The sequence below is a fragment of the Shewanella sp. SM69 genome (assembly GCF_025653985.1).
Classification (GTDB): Bacteria; Pseudomonadota; Gammaproteobacteria; order Enterobacterales; family Shewanellaceae; genus Shewanella; species Shewanella oncorhynchi.
In genome coordinates, this window is record NZ_JAKKRV010000007.1 from 211,335 (window position 1) to 227,721 (window position 16,387).

The following is a 16,387-nucleotide window of genomic DNA, read 5'->3' on the forward strand; positions in this document are numbered from 1 at the left end:
CTAGCAAATTTGAGGTGAAAATTTCAATCTTTGATTTTGCCGAAATAAGAAATGCCATGCGCAAAAAGGCGATAGCAAACTTGGTCAGTTTACTATCGCCTTGATATTTCAACTCTCTATAAGACCTTTACACTCTTTCTATAAAAGCCTTTACGCTCTATATTTCTTACACTAAGGCATCGGCATAACCCATGCGAGTGAGCGCGGTACGCACTAACTCTAAGGTTTGTGGATCTTCTATGGTCGCAGGTGCAGTATATTGCTGATTATCGGCAATTTTTCGCATAGTACCGCGTAAAATTTTACCAGAGCGCGTTTTAGGTAATTTTTGAATGGCACTCACTAACCTAAAGGAGGCGACGGGACCAATCTCTTGACGAACTAAGGTAATAAGCTGTTTATGCCGCTCTTCATCACTGATCGTCACGCCCTTTTTCAGCACCACTAATCCTAAAGGCACCTGACCTTTAAGCTGATCATCCACACCAATCACAGCCGCTTCGGCCACATCAGGATGTTGACACAAGACTTCTTCAAAACGTCCGGTCGATAACCTGTGCCCCGCCACATTTATGATGTCATCAATACGACTCATAATGTAGAGATAGCCGTCTTCATCGGTATAACCCGCATCGCCAGTTAAGTAATAACCTGGATACATAGACAAGTAACTATCTTGATAGCGTTGATCATTTTGCCACAGTGTCGTTAAGGTTCCCGGCGGTAGAGGCAATTTAATAACCACATTACCTGAAGTATTGACCGCAACTTGCTCACCTAATTCGTCCAGCACTTCAACCGCATAACCCGGTACAGGTAAAGCTGGCGAACCTGGTTTAATGGTAACCGGTGCTGTACCCATCAAGTTTGCTGCGACAGGCCAGCCCGTTTCGGTTTGCCACCAGTGATCAATAACAGGTTTAGCGAATTTAGTGTGTGCCCAAACTAAAGTGTCGGGATCGCAACGCTCCCCCGCCAAAAACACATTTTTAAGACAATTTAAATCAACACCTTGTAGATATTCACCGTCAGGATCTTCACGCTTAATTGCGCGAATGGCCGTCGGCGCGGTGAAGAAGCTTTTGACCTTATATTTGGCAATCGTGCGCCAAAATGCGCCGGGATCTGGCGTACCAACAGGTTTGCCTTCATACATTAAGGTTGTAGCGCCCACCAGCAGCGGTCCGTACACAATGTAAGAATGACCCACAACCCAACCCACATCGGACGCAGCCCAAAACACATCACCCGCTTGAATATCGTAAATATGCTGCATCGACCAAGCCAGAGCCACGGCATGGCCACCATTATCGCGTACCACACCTTTAGGCTGACCCGTGGTGCCTGAGGTATAAAGCACATACAAGGGATCGGTAGCCTTAAGCGCAACACAATCGGCCTTAGGTGCAGTTGCTAATGCGGCTTGCCAATCTAAGTCACGGCCCTCAAATAAATCGGCCTGATACTGGCTACGATTCAAAATTAGGCAGTGATCAACCTGATGTACTGACTGAGCTAACGCTTTATCTAACAGAGGCTTGTAAGGGATCACGCCCGAAGGCTCAATGCCGCAAGATGCCGACAAGACCAATTTAGGCTTAGCATCATTGATCCGAGTCGCGAGCTCATTGGCAGCAAAGCCACCAAAAACCACCGAATGAATCGCACCTATGCGGGCACAGGCCAGCATAGCGAAGGCGGTTTCCGGCACCATAGGCATATAAATCACCACACGGTCGCCCTTTCCTATACCAATAGATTGCATAAAGCCCGCGAGTCGGCTCACTTGAGCCTGTAACTCACCATAGCTAATGCCGTATTCAGTGTCTGTCACTGGGCTCACATACTGGATAGCCACTTGGTCACCGCGTCCAGCCAACACATGGCGGTCAACGGCGTTATAACAAGTGTTCATCTCACCATCGGCGAACCAGTGATAAAACGGTGCCTGCGATTCATCGAGCACCGTTTGCGCCGGTTTAATCCAATCGAGCGTCTTCGCCGCTTCTCCCCAGAATTCGGCTTTATTAAGCAAGGATGCTTGGTGCAACGCTTGATGTTTTTGTTGGTTCTGTTTTTGATTTGTGGCTTGCGCTAAAGATGCATTTTGCTGTTCGGTCAACATATGTCCTCCAATCAGGACTGCGACTCACATCGTCAGCCGCAATAACTACCCCTTCCTGCTTCTATTATTAGCAAGGAGGTCTAAAGCCCACTATTAGACGTTAGCCTATAACCAGAAGATATTTGTGGTTTTATGTGAGAACACTAATTTAAAGCATACGTTTTAATCTCGCTGCACAGGCTTATGGCAATTGGGATTGACACTTTTTTGCCAACAGAATAAAAGCCAAAATCTTTACCTTTACGTAAACTTCATATATCTTGCTTAAAACTGATTATTTAGGGTGCATGAATGAGCGCAACGAACACACCACAAACGACTTACTCGATCAGTGATCTCTCAAAAGAGTTTGATATCACTACTCGTAGTATTCGTTTTTACGAAGACCAAGGTTTGCTTAAGCCAAAACGCCGCGGTCAAACCCGTATTTATAGCCTCAAAGACAGGGTGCGTCTCAAGCTCATTCTGCGCGGTAAACGCTTGGGCTTTTCTTTGGCAGAAACCCGTCGTTTGTTCGAATTATACGATGCCGACAAGAGCAGCACCTCACAGCTCAATACCATGCTGGCGCTAGTGGAAGAAAAAAAGTCCGCCCTACAACAGCAAATGGACGACATCAAAGTCGTATTGATGGAACTCAATTCCGCCGAGCAGCAGTGCCGTTTAGCCTTAGAAGATAACAAAACGGCAAAAGCCTAAATCCCCGTTGACACAAAATCAAATCAATTTGATAGCGATAACGACTACGGATTTAAGTACAAGATTTAAAAGACTCAAGCACCTAAAAATCATAAAAACTATAACAATCTGAAATTAGAACATCTGAAAGGACACAAGCAATGAACTCTCTCTACACAAGTCTGAATTTTGGCCTAGGCGAAGACGTCGATATGCTGCGCGATGCAGTGCAGGATTTTGCCGCGAATGAAATCGCCCCAATTGCCGCGAAAGTGGATCACGACAATGCCTTTCCCAATGAACTTTGGCCTGTGCTTGGAGGAATGGGACTGCTCGGAGTAACTGTACCCGAAGAGTTCGGCGGCGCGAACATGGGCTACCTAGCCCACGTCGTTGCAATGGAAGAAATCTCCCGCGCATCCGCTTCTATCGGCCTAAGTTACGGCGCCCACTCAAACCTGTGTGTCAATCAAATCAACCGTAACGGTAATGCAGCGCAAAAAGCCAAGTACCTGCCAAAACTGGTGAGCGGTGAGCATATTGGCGCGCTGGCCATGAGTGAGCCAAACGCAGGTTCTGACGTGGTTTCGATGAAGCTGCATGCCCGTAAAGAAGGCGACCGATTCATCTTAAACGGCAACAAAATGTGGATCACTAACGGTCCAGATGCACACACCTATGTCATTTACGCGAAAACCGACTTAACCAAAGGCGCACACGGTATTACCGCCTTTATCGTTGAACGTGATTCGAAAGGTTTTAGCCAAGCGCAAAAGCTCGACAAACTCGGCATGCGCGGCTCTAACACCTGCGAACTGGTGTTTGAAGATGTAGAAGTACCAGAAGAAAACATTTTAGGCGGACTCAATAACGGCGTAAAAGTGCTGATGAGCGGCCTCGATTACGAGCGCGTCGTACTGTCTGGCGGTCCGCTGGGGATCATGAATGCCTGTATGGACATCGTTGTGCCTTACATCCACGAGCGTGAGCAATTTGGTAAATCGATTGGTGAATTCCAACTAGTGCAAGGCAAGTTAGCCGACATGTACACAGGCATGAATGCCGCCAAATCCTATGTCTATAACGTGGCAAAATCCTGCGATCGCGGTGAAACCACCCGTAAAGATGCGGCGGGCGCCATCCTCTATAGCGCAGAGCTCGCCACTAAAATGGCACTGGATGCGATTCAACTGCTAGGCGGTAACGGTTACGTCAACGAATACGCCACCGGCCGTTTACTGCGCGATGCCAAGCTGTATGAAATCGGCGCTGGCACCTCTGAAATTCGCCGCATGCTGATTGGCCGCGAGCTATTTAACGAGACTAAATAGGTCGCCATAGGGCTAATGGACACTGCGCGCCATTAGCCCTAAGTATCGATAAACACTCAAAATCGATAGCTCTACACACCGAATTTCCGCTTGAGAAGGACAACCAAAGTGACGCAATTAAGCAGTCGTATTAACGCCCGTAGCGATGAATTTAAAGCGAAATCCGCTGATATGGCCGCCCTCGTGGCCGATCTTAAAACTAAACTAGCCAAAATCGAACTCGGCGGCGGCCCAGTGGCGCTTGAGCGTCATTTATCCCGCGGTAAATTACTTCCCCGTCAACGGGTTGAAAAACTGCTCGACGCCGGCTCACCCTTTTTAGAGCTATCGCAATTCGCGGCGTTTGAAGTCTATGACGAAGAAGTCCCCGCTGCGGGTATTATCGCCGGTATCGGCCGCGTAAGCGGTGTCGAGTGCATGATCATCGCCAACGACGCCACGGTTAAAGGCGGCACTTACTACCCGATTACCGTTAAAAAACACCTTCGCGCCCAAGATATTGCCAGCCGTTGTCACTTGCCTTGCATCTATTTAGTCGACTCGGGCGGCGCTAACCTGCCCCGCCAAGATGAAGTCTTCCCCGACCGCGACCATTTCGGCCGCATCTTTTACAATCAAGCGCAAATGTCCGCTAAAGGCATACCGCAAATTGCAGTGGTGATGGGCTTATGTACTGCAGGCGGCGCCTATGTGCCGGCCATGGCGGATGAATCGATTATCGTAAAAGATCAAGGCACTATCTTCTTAGCAGGCCCGCCATTAGTCAAAGCGGCCACTGGTGAAGAAGTCAGCGCCGAAGAGTTAGGCGGCGCCGAAGTGCACACTAAAATTTCCGGCGTAGCGGATCATTTAGCCCAAAACGATGAGCACGCGTTAGAGCTTGCCCGCCGCGCGGTATCACGCCTGAATCATCAAAAAGAAATCAAATCACTCTTAAGTCCTGTCAAACCGCCAAAGTTCGATATTAGCGAACTGTATGGCATTGTCGGCACTGATTTGAAAAAGCCCTTTGATGTCAAGGAAGTGATCGCCCGTATCGTCGATGATTCTGATTTTGATGAGTTTAAAGCCAACTATGGTGCGACCTTAGTGTGCGGTTTTGCCCGTATTCACGGCTACCCAGTCGGCATTGTCGCCAACAACGGCATTCTGTTCTCGGAGTCGGCGCAAAAAGGCGCGCACTTTATCGAACTGTGCTGCCAGCGCAAAATTCCGCTGCTGTTCCTACAAAATATCACTGGCTTTATGGTGGGTAAAAAGTACGAACACGAAGGCATAGCCAAACACGGTGCCAAAATGGTAACCGCGGTTTCTTGCGCCAATGTACCTAAATTTACTGTGATTATTGGCGGCAGCTACGGCGCGGGTAACTACGGCATGTGTGGCCGCGCGTTCGAACCGACCATGATGTGGATGTGGCCTAATGCCCGTATTTCTGTGATGGGCGGAGAGCAAGCCGCAGGCGTTCTCGCCACAGTGCGCCGCGACGGTTTAGCCCGTAAAGGTGAAGAATGGTCACTTGAGGATGAAAAAGCCTTTAAAGCGCCGATTGTCGCCCAGTACGACAAAGAAGGTCATCCGTATCATGCCAGTGCCCGTTTATGGGATGACGGCATTATCGACCCAGCGCAAACCCGTGATGTGGTCGGCCTTGCCCTATCGGCAGCATTAAATGCTCCTATCGAAGACACCCGCTTTGGTGTATTCCGTATGTAAAAGGCACATGTGAAAAACATATGTCACACAAGAAGATAGGAAAATAATAATGACAGACACATTAAACAGCGCTAGCGGCACAAAAGATTTAAGCAACTTACAGCACGTGAGCCATGCGCTCAATCACGGCGTTGCCGAGCTTATTCTTGACCGAGCAGAAGTACACAACGCCTTCGATGAAGTGATGATTAGCGAGATGATTAGCGTCCTTAGCTATTTTGCTGAGCACAAGCAATGCCAAGTGCTGGTACTCAAAGCAAACGGCAAAAACTTCAGCGCCGGCGCCGATCTCAATTGGATGCGCAAACAAGCCAAAATGGACTTTGAGCAAAATCTAAATGATGCCAAAGCCTTAGCAAAACTGATGCAGGATTTAGATACCTTTCCAAAACCCACCATTGCATTGGTGCAAGGCGCAGCCTTTGGCGGCGCACTGGGGCTGATTTGCGCCTGCGATATCGCTATCGCCACGACGCGCGCCAGCTTTTGCTTAAGCGAAGTAAAACTCGGATTAATTCCTGCGGTAATTAGCCCTTACGTTGCCCGCGCTATGGGTATCCGTGCATCGCGCCGCTACATGCTGACCGCCGAGCGTTTTAGTGCAGAAACCGCATTAAAGCTTAACGTCATTCATGAGATCAGCGATGACTTAGACGCCGCCGCAAAGCCTATGATTGACGCGCTACTAGCCAATAGCCCGCAAGGCATGGCATGGGTAAAAACACTGCTGTCGCATCTTGAAGACGGCGTGATAGACCAAAAAACCATTGATTACACTAGCGAGCGTATCGCCCGCATTCGGGTATCGACCGAGGGCCAAGAAGGCTTAAACGCCTTTTTTGAGAAACGTCAGCCTAACTGGCAACAAGCACACTCAACGCCCTCCAAGCCCATGCAAAAGCCAAGTGATACCCAAGGAGCTCTTTGATGTTGACCAAGCACATGTTTACTAAACTATTAATTGCTAACCGCGGTGAAATCGCCTGTCGCATCATCAAAACGGCCCATGCCATGGGCGTTCGCACCGTTGCCCTATATTCCGATGCCGATAAAGAAGCGCGCCATGTCGCCATGGCCGACGAATCTTTCTATCTAGGCGGCAGTGCGCCGGCAGACTCCTATTTAAAGGGCGATTTGATTATCGATATCGCCAAAAAAGCCGGCGCCCAAGCCATTCACCCTGGGTACGGTTTCTTATCTGAAAACGCCGACTTTGCCCGTAAATGTGAAGCCGCAGGCATCGTCTTTGTTGGCCCAGGTAGCGATGCTATCGATGCCATGGGCAGTAAAAGCGCCGCTAAATCTATTATGACAGCGGCAAACGTGCCCTTAGTGCCCGGTTACCACGGCGATGACCAAACCGATGCGACCTTAAAAGCGGAGGCACTGAAAATCGGCTTCCCTATGCTGATCAAAGCGGCTTATGGCGGCGGCGGTAAAGGCATGCGTATCGTCGAGAATGAAGGCGAAATCATGGAAGCCGTTAACTCGGCGCGCCGTGAAGCGGCCTCTTCTTTTGGTAACGATAAGTTATTGATGGAGCGTTATTTACGCCAGCCGCGCCACGTCGAAGTGCAAGTGTTTGCCGACACCTTTGGCAACGCGATTTATTTATCGGATCGCGATTGTTCGATTCAACGTCGCCACCAAAAAGTGGTCGAAGAAGCGCCAGCGCCAGGGTTAAGCGATGCACTGCGCGCCCAAATGGGTGAAGCAGCCGTCGCGGCAGCCAAAGCCATCGATTATGTTGGCGCGGGGACTGTAGAGTTTCTGCTAGATACAGACAATAGCTTCTATTTTATGGAGATGAACACCCGTCTGCAGGTTGAGCATCCAGTGACTGAGATGGTCACAGGCCAAGATTTAGTGAAATGGCAATTGATGGTCGCCAGTGGTCAGCCACTGCCCCTTAAGCAAGATGAAGTACGTATTCACGGCCACTCCTTTGAAGTGCGTATTTATGCCGAAGATCCACAGAATGAGTTTTTACCCGCCAGCGGTAAGCTCAACTTTTTGCGCGAACCCGAGCAAAGCAAATACGTGCGTATCGATTCGGGCATTCGTGAAAACGATGTGATCAGTAACTTCTACGATCCTATGATTGCCAAGCTTATCGTCTGGGATGAATCGCGCCCACGCGCCCTGCAACGTTTAGTGCATGCCTTAGAGTCGTATCAAATCAGCGGCCTTAAGCACAACATTGAGTTTTTAGCGAACATTGCCGAACACCCAGCGTTTGCCAATGCCGACTTTAGCACTGACTTTATTGGCCGTTATGGCGACACCTTAATTGGCACAGCTTCAAGCGAAGCTGACACTGCCCTTGCCTTTGCCGCGCTGTATCAAGTGCTTGCCCGTAAAGAAGCCGCCAAAGCACAAGCGATCAACAGCGCCGATCCTTACTCGCCTTGGGGTCAAGTCAGCGGCTTTAGACTCAACAGCTGCAGCCAGCACAATATTGCCCTGCTCGATGATGCCCATGAATTGCAGCAGTTAGTGATGCTCGATTTAGGCGGCATGTATCAGCTACCGCTGCACGGACAAGATTGGTTGCTAAATGGCGAGCTGAAACAAGATTTACTGCTCGCCGAAATCAACGGCCATAAGAGTAAAGTGCCCGTTAGCGCCCAAGGTGATGACTTTACGCTGTTTTTATCCTCCGGCAGTTACCACTTTAAAGCTGTGCAAACACTCGTGGTCGAAGAACAAGCCAGCAATGCTGACAAGTTAAAAGCGCCCATGAACGGCACGGTAGTGACCCATTTAGTCGATGTCGGCACACAAGTTAAAGCGGGCCAAGGTTTGCTGGTGATGGAAGCCATGAAGATGGAATACACCATCGAAGCCCCCTTTGATGGCATAGTCACTGAGTTCTACTTTAAAGCGGGCGAGCTGGTCACCGATGGCGCAACCTTGCTTAACGTTGAGCCGTTAAACCTAGCGTCATTAAATGGGATTGAAGCTGAGCCCACTGCGACCAAGGAAGCCTAAGATGTCGTTAGCCAATCTAAGCCAAGCAGCGAACGCCAAAGACAGGGTCAGCATCTTCGAGATGGGCGCGCGCGACGGCCTGCAAAACGAAGTCGCTGTGCCGACGGTAGCTAAAATCGCCTTGATTGAATCGCTGGCAGGTGCGGGGCTTAAGCGTATCGAAGCAGGCAGCTTTGTGTCACCTAAATGGGTGCCACAAATGGCCGATTCTGCCGATGTGCTCAAGCAAATACAGCGTCAAAGCGGCGTGGTGTATAGCGCGCTCACACCCAACGTCAAAGGCTTTGAACTGGCACTGGATGCAAAAGCGAGTGAGGTGGCAATATTTGGCGCCGCCTCACAAAGCTTTAGTCAGCGCAATATCAACTGCTCGATAGAAGAGTCGATTGAACGCTTTATCCCTTTGATGGAATTAGCAAAAAAACACAATATTCCGGTGCGCGGCTATGTGTCCTGTGTGCTCGGCTGCCCCTATGAAGGTGAGATAGCGGTCAGTGAAGTGGCCCGTGTGTCTGAAATCCTTTACAAAATGGGCTGTTACGAAATATCACTCGGCGACACTATCGGTGTAGGCACGCCGCAAAAGGCCCGTAGAATGCTGCAAACAGTGGCTGAACGTGTGCCTATGGATAAACTGGCGCTACACTTTCACGACACCTATGGCCAAGCATTAGCCAACATTTTGGCCTGTTTAGACTTAGGTGTGCGGGTGTTTGACTCCTCGGTTGCGGGTCTTGGTGGTTGCCCCTATGCCAAAGGCGCATCGGGCAATCTTGCCACCGAAGACTTAGTGTATATGCTGCACGGCATGGGATTCGAAACGGGTATCGATTTACCAAAACTCGCGTTAGCAGGGCAAGCGATCAGCACGCAGTTGAATCGTAAAAACGGTTCGAAAGTGGCCACAGCCCTGTTAGCAAAATAGAACAACAATAATTAACGACACCAACAACCGTTATTAAAAATGCGCGTCATTCGCAGCGCGTTTTATAAAGCATAAAAGGACATCACAATGGCAGGACTCAATAAAGTCGTCAGCAGCTATGAAGAAGCGTTAGCAGGCTTATCAAACGACATGACCATTATGGTCGGCGGCTTTGGCCTATGCGGCATTCCAGAAGGCTTAATCAATCAAATGGTTAAGATGGGCGTTAACGGCTTAACGGCGATTTCGAACAACGCGGGCGTTGATGATTTCGGCCTTGGCTTACTGTTAAAACATCGCCAAATCGCCACTATGATCGCCTCTTACGTGGGTGAAAATGCCACCTTTGAACAGCAAATGCTCTCTGGCGAACTGAACGTGATTTTAACGCCCCAAGGCACGCTGGCGGAAAAGATCCGCGCAGGCGGCGCAGGTATTCCGGCATTTTTCACCGCTACAGGCTACGGCACGCCAGTCGCTGATGGTAAAGAAACCCGCGAAATCAAAGGTCGCCATTACGTGTTAGAAGAGTCGCTGACCGCAGATTTTGCCTTAGTGCGCGCATGGAAAGCCGATACCATGGGTAATTTGGTATTCCGTAAAACCGCTGCCAACTTTAACCCTATGATGGCGACCGCGGGCAAAATCACTGTGGTTGAAGCCGAGTTTATTGTTGAGCCAGGTGAGCTAGACCCAGATCATATCCACACGCCGGGCATCTATGTTGACCGCGTTATTCAAGGCACGTTCGAGAAACGTATCGAGCAGCGCACGGTAAAAGCCGCGAAATAAAAGGCGCTGGCAAAACCTTGAAACACAGTTAACGCAATTGGCACTTAGCTCCCTAAAGTAAAAAATTAAGGGTAAAAACCTAAGAGTAAAGGCCAAAGCGTCAAAGCCAAATAGAAAGGATAGATATCATGGCATTATCAAGAGAACAACTGGCTCAGCGCGTCGCCAAAGAATTAAAAGACGGCTACTACGTCAACCTCGGTATCGGCATTCCAACACTGGTGGCCAACTACATTCCCGAAGGCATGGAAGTCATGCTGCAATCAGAAAACGGCCTACTCGGCATGGGTGAATTCCCCACCGAAGACACCATAGATCCCGATTTAATCAATGCGGGCAAACAAACCGTTACCGCAGTCAAAGGCGCTTCATTTTTTTCATCGGCGGAAAGCTTTGCCATGATCCGTGGCGGCCATGTGGATTTAACCGTACTCGGCGCCTTTGAAGTCGATGTGAACGGCTCTATCGCCTCATGGATGATCCCCGGCAAACTCATCAAAGGCATGGGCGGCGCGATGGATTTAGTCGCGGGCGCCGAAAACATTATCGTGACTATGATGCACGCCGATAAATACGGCAATTCTAAGCTGCTACCCGTGTGCGAATTGCCGCTAACAGGTTACGGCTGCATTAAACGCGTTGTCACAGATTTAGCCTTTATCGAAATCAAAGATGGCGCTTTCCATCTACTAGAGCGCGCCCCAGGCGTGAGCGTAGAAGAAATCGTCAGCAAAACTGCTGGCAAATTAATCGTGCCAGAGCATGTACCAGAAATGGTGTTTTAAGCGTTCTCTAAAATGCGCAAGTAACGTATAGCGGCTAAGGTTGAAACTCAAGTTAGTTTGAAGCTTTAACCTAAAGAATTTTGAGCGTTAACCGACGTTTTACGATACCAACAAGGCCCAAAAAATGATTCTGGGCCTCGTTGCTTTTGTCATCCCCGCGAAAACGGGGAACCATGAGTAAAATTCACCACCAGCTTGTTCACTACAAACCTTGTTTTTTGTGAGCTTTTGCAGTCTAGGAACTTTTTGAGAGCTTATCGCCATAAACAGCACTAATGCTCTGGCGACACGTCGTAAACCCATCCTTGGGGGCTCAACGAAAAAGTCCCTTTTTCCGATGGTCGCCAACGCATTAGTGCGGTTTACTCCCCATCCCAGCATATTCAATAATGAACAATGTCGCGCATTAAACTGATAACACCATATGTTAGCAAGGTTCTTTGCTGGCGAATGTGTGTTCACCATCGCTACAACGGAGTCGCTTAATGCTTGCTTCAAAAGTGCTACAGATAGTGATATTTAGCGCCGTTGCGGTAAACTTGCCGCAGCCTAAATAATAAGGATGCTCAAGATGTTAGCCAAGTTTCTCAATAAGCGCAGTCGTAAACATATGCGCGATTATGCCAAAAACGTCTTTGAATATGACCAGTATTTACTGACCGATTATATCGACAGTGGGATGACAGATGGTTTCGAGAGAGTGAAACAATATCGTGAGTTTGATGAGGATTTTCGCCAGTGGGAATTATTTGGAGCTGAGTTTGGTGTACCCGAGTGTCATTGGGGCTATGTAGCCCAACTTACCTATATTGAATCGGGCTTGCTTGAGCCTAAGCCGCTGATGCGCTCGCTCGCTTACGGTTATTTTGCAACCGCCATTGATTACTATAAATATTGCTCATCGATAGAAAAAACTGGCGGGATAGCAAACGCTATGTGGTCTACAATCAGCGTGTTTCGGCTTGTGCTGATGCTGTTAGCTGGGCTTAAACGCGAGGCGGACGAGCTGTACCACGCTGATGCAACCGCGCGGTGTTCGGGCTGGATTGTTCGCTCCCATGGCTTTATTGGCGATTTTTTGGTGCAGCTGTATGGCCGTTATCTGGGGCATATCGAGCCGCCTTTTACCACTGAAGTGCAAGTGACACTGCGAAAAACTGCTCCTTTCCCCTATGCGTCATTTTTAGATAACTGGGATACACAGGATATCGAATTCATCAGCACTATGCTGCAAACCCTCTGCAATGATCAGGTAGAACAAGCGATCATCGGGGATAAAAAGTGTTTTTTTGAGTTCCACAATGGACATCTATCATACATACCCTTGACGGCGTTAATGCTGCTAAAGCTTCGTGACCTCAGGGGCTTGCCTAATCCGCAGTTCAGTCATCCGGCCTTTGGCGATGTAACGGCTTTGTTTGAACAAGTCTGCACAGCGTTTAGCGACTATGTCGCAGCAGAGAAGATCCTGCGGATTGAAGATGCAGCCGATGAAGTGTTAACCAACACATTAACCAGAATGCAAAGCCAAGATTTTGATGCCCATGCTATTTTCGCCAAGCGACTGCCATCGTTTAGTGCTGGTTAAGATTTTGATTAACCAAATTTTCATAAAAAATGGATAACCAATAAAATCATGATTCTATTCATATTGAGGACCCAAGGCTTAAGGTTGAGCATATTCAAGCCTTAAGTCATCCACAATGTAAGCCAGAGGAAAGCTTATGTACCAGATTGCGATTGTGATATTTGATGAATTTACCGATATCGATTTCTTCTTAATGCGCGATATTCTCGGCCGTACAAAAACCGATTGGACAGTAAAAGTACTCGGGACCAAACCTAGCCACATATCAAGCTTGGGGATGACGGTTGCAACCGATGGTCATGTGGCCGAAGTCGCTGATGCCGACGTGGTATTATTCAGCAGTGGTTACAAAGGCGTACCTGCGGCACTTGCTGATACTGAGTTTATGTCCGCCCTTAAATTAGATCCCACACGACAATTGCTTGGCAGTATCTGCGCGGGGTCATTCTTCTTTGCCAAATTAGGGCTACTCGACAATCTCTCGGCAACGACTCACCCCGATGCAAAACCTGCCCTAGTTGCCATGGGCGTCGATGTAGAAGACTGCGCCCTCGTGATTAATGGCAATATTGCCACTGCGGGCGGCTGCCTTTCCTCACTCTATTTAACCGGCTGGGTTGCGGAGCGTTTATTCGACAGTGCGAAACGCCGCGAAATTCACAGGCAGCTTATTCCTGCCGGGCAAACAGATATTTTTGAAGCATTAATCCAATCCTCCATCTCCGCGGCCATTCGTTAAAAGTGATGTAGATACTCTCGATGAATGAAAAGGATCCCATGATAAAACTTAAAAATCTTCTCGAGGCTATAAAAGCCGAGCATCAAATCACCACCCAGAATGAGCTTGTGGCTTTGCTATCGCAAAATGAATTACTTGTTCAGCAAATCCAAACTGCTGATGCGCAGTATTGGGTCAATTTTGCTAAGAATACCTTCGATGGTTGGTATTGCATTCGAACACCTATGCTCAGTACCTTTCATGTTTACTACCAAGAACGTGGGCAAAACTGTTGGGGAGAAGATATTTTTACCGAGCAAAGTGAAGCCATAGCAGCGGTTATTTTTATGTCTGGTATTTGGGATCAAGTACCCTAGCACTAAGCAAGTAAAAGCCTGCTCACTCATCCTATATCTTCACCTTCACGAATGGCGATATGTAACGAATCATTACGCGACTTTCAATATCGAAATCATCCTGTTAGGGTGAGTGCTTAGATTGACTCATAATAACAGACACATTTTTAGCGCTCTGTTTATCTCTCTCATTGTCCAAAGGAGCGGTATCTATGGACTGGCTTATTATTGCACTCGCTGGCTTTTTAGGCGGCATGCTCAATGCAGTTGCCGGTGGTGGCAGTTTTATTACCCTTTTAGCGTTAGTGTTTGTCGGGGTTCCACCGATTGCGGCGAATGCCACGGGGACAGCCGCGCTGCTGCCCGGTTATATCGCCAGCGCATGGCGTTTTAGAAAGGATATCGAATATCCGGCGAGTCTTAGCCTTAAGAATCTGATCTTAATTGCTTTAATTGGCGGGAGTATTGGCGCGGGTATTTTGCTGACCACCAGCGAGCAAGTCTTCGCAAAGCTGATCCCTTGGCTAATTCTACTGGCCACCGCGGCCTTTATTGTTGGCCCTTGGTTACTCAAACGAAGAATCGCTGAGCAAGGCGAAAACACCTCTACGCCAATGTTAAGTCCGATGACGGCACTGATAATGCTGTCGGCTGTGTGTATCTATGGCGGTTATTTTAATGGTGGCTTAGGCATCATACTACTCGCAAGTTTTGGCCTGATGGGGCAAACCAATCTACATGGGATGAACGGACTTAAAAATCTGATTTCAGCCCTGCTCACCGCCATCGCCGTTGTGGTTTATGCCGCGGGCAATGTGATCGATGGGCAATATCTGTTGCTGCTTGCCGTTATGACGATTGTCGGTGGTTATGTGGGGGCGGCGCTGGCCTACCGTATTTCACAGCCCTTGCTACGCGGCTTTATTGTGATCGTCGGTTTAGCGATGGCCTTAGGCTTTTTCATGCGCTAGTTTTTCATGCGTTAGTTTTCATACGTTAGACTTTTGATTTGTGAAGCTTAAGCTCATAAAAGCTGGACAGGCGAGTTTTGATATAAGGTCTCGCCGATAAATTGCCCTTATGTGACTGACTTGTTACTCTGATCCATCCTATAGGAGAACAGTGTGATTAAGGATAGCGATGAAACTGATGACCTTGAAGCTGAGGACCTTAAGACTGAGTAAATTAATGCCAAAGACCTTGAAGCTAAGCACCTTAAATCTTGCCCTGTGTCTTATTGCATGCTCACCGGCTATTTACACCGAAACCGCTAGCGCAGCGACCATTAGCGTCAAAACGGAAACGGGTAATATTCAGGTAAAAACCATAGCCCAAGGGTTAGAGAATGTCTGGGGTATGGCATTCTTACCCGACGGCAGTATGCTCGTGACTGAACGTGCTGGCAGAATGCGCATTGTCAGCACCGCAGGCAAAGTGGGTGAACCCTTAACGGGTTTACCGCCTATGTATGCCAAAGGTCAAGGTGGTTTACTTGATGTCGTGCTTGCGCCAGATTTTGCCAGCAGCAAAAAAATCTATTTCAGTTATTCAGAACCCGCTGAAGGTGATGCAAGTGAGCTCAATAGCACAGCGGTCAGTTTTGCCACGCTCAATGGTAACAAGCTTGAAAATCTCACTCGCGTTTTTAGTCAACAACCTAAAGTCAACAGCGGCCACCATTTTGGATCTCGTTTAGTGTGGGCGCCTGATGGCACTTTGTTTATCACGCTTGGCGATCGCTACAGCGAAAAAGATAGCGCCCAAACATTAGACAATCATTTAGGCAAAGTGGTGCGTATTCATGCCGATGGCTCAGTGCCTAAGGATAACCCCTTCGTCAATACGGCTGGCGCCTTACCCGAGATCTGGTCTATTGGTCATCGCAATATGCAGGGCGCGGCGATTAATCCCGTCAGCAAAGTATTGTGGACGGGCGAGCATGGGCCCCAGGGCGGCGATGAACTCAATATTGACCAAGCGGCTAAAAACTATGGCTGGCCAGTGATTACCTATGGTGAGAATTATGGTGGCGGCAACATCGGCGAAGGCACCCATAAGACAGGAATGGAGCAACCCGTCTACAAATGGGTTCCCTCTATTGCCACGGCGGGCTTTATGTTTTACACAGGTGATAAATTTCCACAGTGGCGAAATAATCTGTTACTCGCCAGCCTAAAGGGAAAAACACTGGTGCGTTTAGTGCTTGATGGCGACAAGATAATTAAAGAAGAGCGGCTACTGAAAACTGAATTAGGGCAAAGATTGCGCTCAGTCGTGCAAGGGCCAGATGGACTGATTTATCTCGTAACCGATGAAGCTAAATCAAAAATTTACCAGTTATCGCCGCAGTAATCTTAATCGCTGCACTTTTATCACAGTGCT

At 48.5% G+C, this 16,387-nt stretch carries 14 protein-coding genes; 13 read left to right on the forward strand and 1 reads right to left on the reverse strand.

What is annotated here, in order from left to right:
- Positions 1-166: 166 nt before the first annotated feature.
- Entirely contained in the window at positions 167-2,125 is a 1,959-nt protein-coding gene (locus tag L5M37_RS11950; RefSeq protein WP_263178011.1) for a propionyl-CoA synthetase, read from the reverse strand.
- 291 nt (positions 2,126-2,416) lie between these two features.
- Here L5M37_RS11950 and L5M37_RS11955 point away from each other — a divergent pair, with 291 nt between their 5' ends.
- The 13 genes from L5M37_RS11955 (at position 2,417) to L5M37_RS12015 (ending at position 16,357) form a co-directional block, all read left to right on the forward strand.
- On the forward strand, positions 2,417-2,824 hold the full coding sequence (locus L5M37_RS11955; protein ID WP_006082318.1) for a MerR family transcriptional regulator: 408 nt from the start codon (positions 2,417-2,419) through the stop codon (positions 2,822-2,824).
- A 140-nt stretch (positions 2,825-2,964) separates the two neighbouring features.
- The gene (locus L5M37_RS11960) at positions 2,965-4,134 is read left to right on the forward strand and encodes an isovaleryl-CoA dehydrogenase (RefSeq protein ID WP_263178013.1); all 1,170 of its coding nucleotides are present in this window, start codon (positions 2,965-2,967) and stop codon (positions 4,132-4,134) included.
- Positions 4,135-4,242: 108 nt separating this feature from the next.
- Positions 4,243-5,850 (forward strand): carboxyl transferase domain-containing protein, encoded by a 1,608-nt coding sequence (locus L5M37_RS11965; RefSeq protein WP_263178015.1) that lies wholly within the window; start codon positions 4,243-4,245, stop codon positions 5,848-5,850.
- 49 nt (positions 5,851-5,899) lie between these two features.
- Positions 5,900-6,778: an enoyl-CoA hydratase-related protein gene (locus L5M37_RS11970; RefSeq protein ID WP_263178017.1), complete on the forward strand. Its 879-nt coding sequence runs from the start codon at positions 5,900-5,902 to the stop codon at positions 6,776-6,778.
- Positions 6,778-8,841, forward strand: a complete 2,064-nt coding sequence (locus tag L5M37_RS11975; RefSeq protein WP_263178019.1) for an acetyl/propionyl/methylcrotonyl-CoA carboxylase subunit alpha — start codon at positions 6,778-6,780, stop codon at positions 8,839-8,841. The genes L5M37_RS11970 and L5M37_RS11975 overlap by 1 nt, the downstream gene beginning before the upstream one ends.
- Before the next feature lies 1 nt (position 8,842).
- A complete protein-coding gene (locus L5M37_RS11980; protein ID WP_263178021.1) occupies positions 8,843-9,766 on the forward strand; it encodes a hydroxymethylglutaryl-CoA lyase in 924 nt (307 codons plus the stop codon).
- Between the two features lie 87 nt (positions 9,767-9,853).
- The gene (locus L5M37_RS11985; protein WP_219253343.1) at positions 9,854-10,558 is read left to right on the forward strand and encodes a CoA transferase subunit A; all 705 of its coding nucleotides are present in this window, start codon (positions 9,854-9,856) and stop codon (positions 10,556-10,558) included.
- 128 nt (positions 10,559-10,686) lie between these two features.
- The gene (locus L5M37_RS11990) at positions 10,687-11,343 is read left to right on the forward strand and encodes a CoA transferase subunit B (protein ID WP_105252045.1); all 657 of its coding nucleotides are present in this window, start codon (positions 10,687-10,689) and stop codon (positions 11,341-11,343) included.
- Between the two features lie 571 nt (positions 11,344-11,914).
- Positions 11,915-12,931, forward strand: a complete 1,017-nt coding sequence (locus L5M37_RS11995; protein WP_263178023.1) for a hypothetical protein — start codon at positions 11,915-11,917, stop codon at positions 12,929-12,931.
- Between the two features lie 136 nt (positions 12,932-13,067).
- Positions 13,068-13,670 (forward strand): DJ-1/PfpI family protein, encoded by a 603-nt coding sequence (locus tag L5M37_RS12000; protein WP_113940987.1) that lies wholly within the window; start codon positions 13,068-13,070, stop codon positions 13,668-13,670.
- A gap of 38 nt (positions 13,671-13,708) precedes the next feature.
- Positions 13,709-14,026 carry a cytoplasmic protein gene (locus L5M37_RS12005; protein WP_263178025.1) on the forward strand — a complete coding sequence of 106 codons (318 nt, stop codon included), beginning with the start codon at positions 13,709-13,711 and terminating at the stop codon, positions 14,024-14,026.
- A gap of 191 nt (positions 14,027-14,217) precedes the next feature.
- Positions 14,218-14,976, forward strand: a complete 759-nt coding sequence (locus L5M37_RS12010; RefSeq protein WP_263178027.1) for a sulfite exporter TauE/SafE family protein — start codon at positions 14,218-14,220, stop codon at positions 14,974-14,976.
- 169 nt (positions 14,977-15,145) lie between these two features.
- Positions 15,146-16,357, forward strand: a complete 1,212-nt coding sequence (locus tag L5M37_RS12015; RefSeq protein ID WP_263178029.1) for a PQQ-dependent sugar dehydrogenase — start codon at positions 15,146-15,148, stop codon at positions 16,355-16,357.
- The last annotated feature ends 30 nt before the right edge of the window (positions 16,358-16,387 follow it).

What these genes read in the sequence shown, in the direction of transcription:
- L5M37_RS11980 (WP_263178021.1), top strand. Translation starts at nt 8,843, where the DNA reads ATGTCGTTAGCCAATCTAAGCCAAGCAGCGAACGCCAAAGACAGGGTC.
- L5M37_RS11950 (WP_263178011.1), bottom strand. Translation starts at nt 2,125, where the DNA reads ATGTTGACCGAACAGCAAAATGCATCTTTAGCGCAAGCCACAAATCAA.
- L5M37_RS11990 (WP_105252045.1), top strand. Translation starts at nt 10,687, where the DNA reads ATGGCATTATCAAGAGAACAACTGGCTCAGCGCGTCGCCAAAGAATTA.
- L5M37_RS11975 (WP_263178019.1), top strand. Translation starts at nt 6,778, where the DNA reads ATGTTGACCAAGCACATGTTTACTAAACTATTAATTGCTAACCGCGGT.
- L5M37_RS11960 (WP_263178013.1), top strand. Translation starts at nt 2,965, where the DNA reads ATGAACTCTCTCTACACAAGTCTGAATTTTGGCCTAGGCGAAGACGTC.
- L5M37_RS12005 (WP_263178025.1), top strand. Translation starts at nt 13,709, where the DNA reads ATGATAAAACTTAAAAATCTTCTCGAGGCTATAAAAGCCGAGCATCAA.
- L5M37_RS12015 (WP_263178029.1), top strand. Translation starts at nt 15,146, where the DNA reads ATGAAACTGATGACCTTGAAGCTGAGGACCTTAAGACTGAGTAAATTA.
- L5M37_RS12010 (WP_263178027.1), top strand. Translation starts at nt 14,218, where the DNA reads ATGGACTGGCTTATTATTGCACTCGCTGGCTTTTTAGGCGGCATGCTC.
- L5M37_RS12000 (WP_113940987.1), top strand. Translation starts at nt 13,068, where the DNA reads ATGTACCAGATTGCGATTGTGATATTTGATGAATTTACCGATATCGAT.
- L5M37_RS11970 (WP_263178017.1), top strand. Translation starts at nt 5,900, where the DNA reads ATGACAGACACATTAAACAGCGCTAGCGGCACAAAAGATTTAAGCAAC.
- L5M37_RS11985 (WP_219253343.1), top strand. Translation starts at nt 9,854, where the DNA reads ATGGCAGGACTCAATAAAGTCGTCAGCAGCTATGAAGAAGCGTTAGCA.
- L5M37_RS11995 (WP_263178023.1), top strand. Translation starts at nt 11,915, where the DNA reads ATGTTAGCCAAGTTTCTCAATAAGCGCAGTCGTAAACATATGCGCGAT.
- L5M37_RS11955 (WP_006082318.1), top strand. Translation starts at nt 2,417, where the DNA reads ATGAGCGCAACGAACACACCACAAACGACTTACTCGATCAGTGATCTC.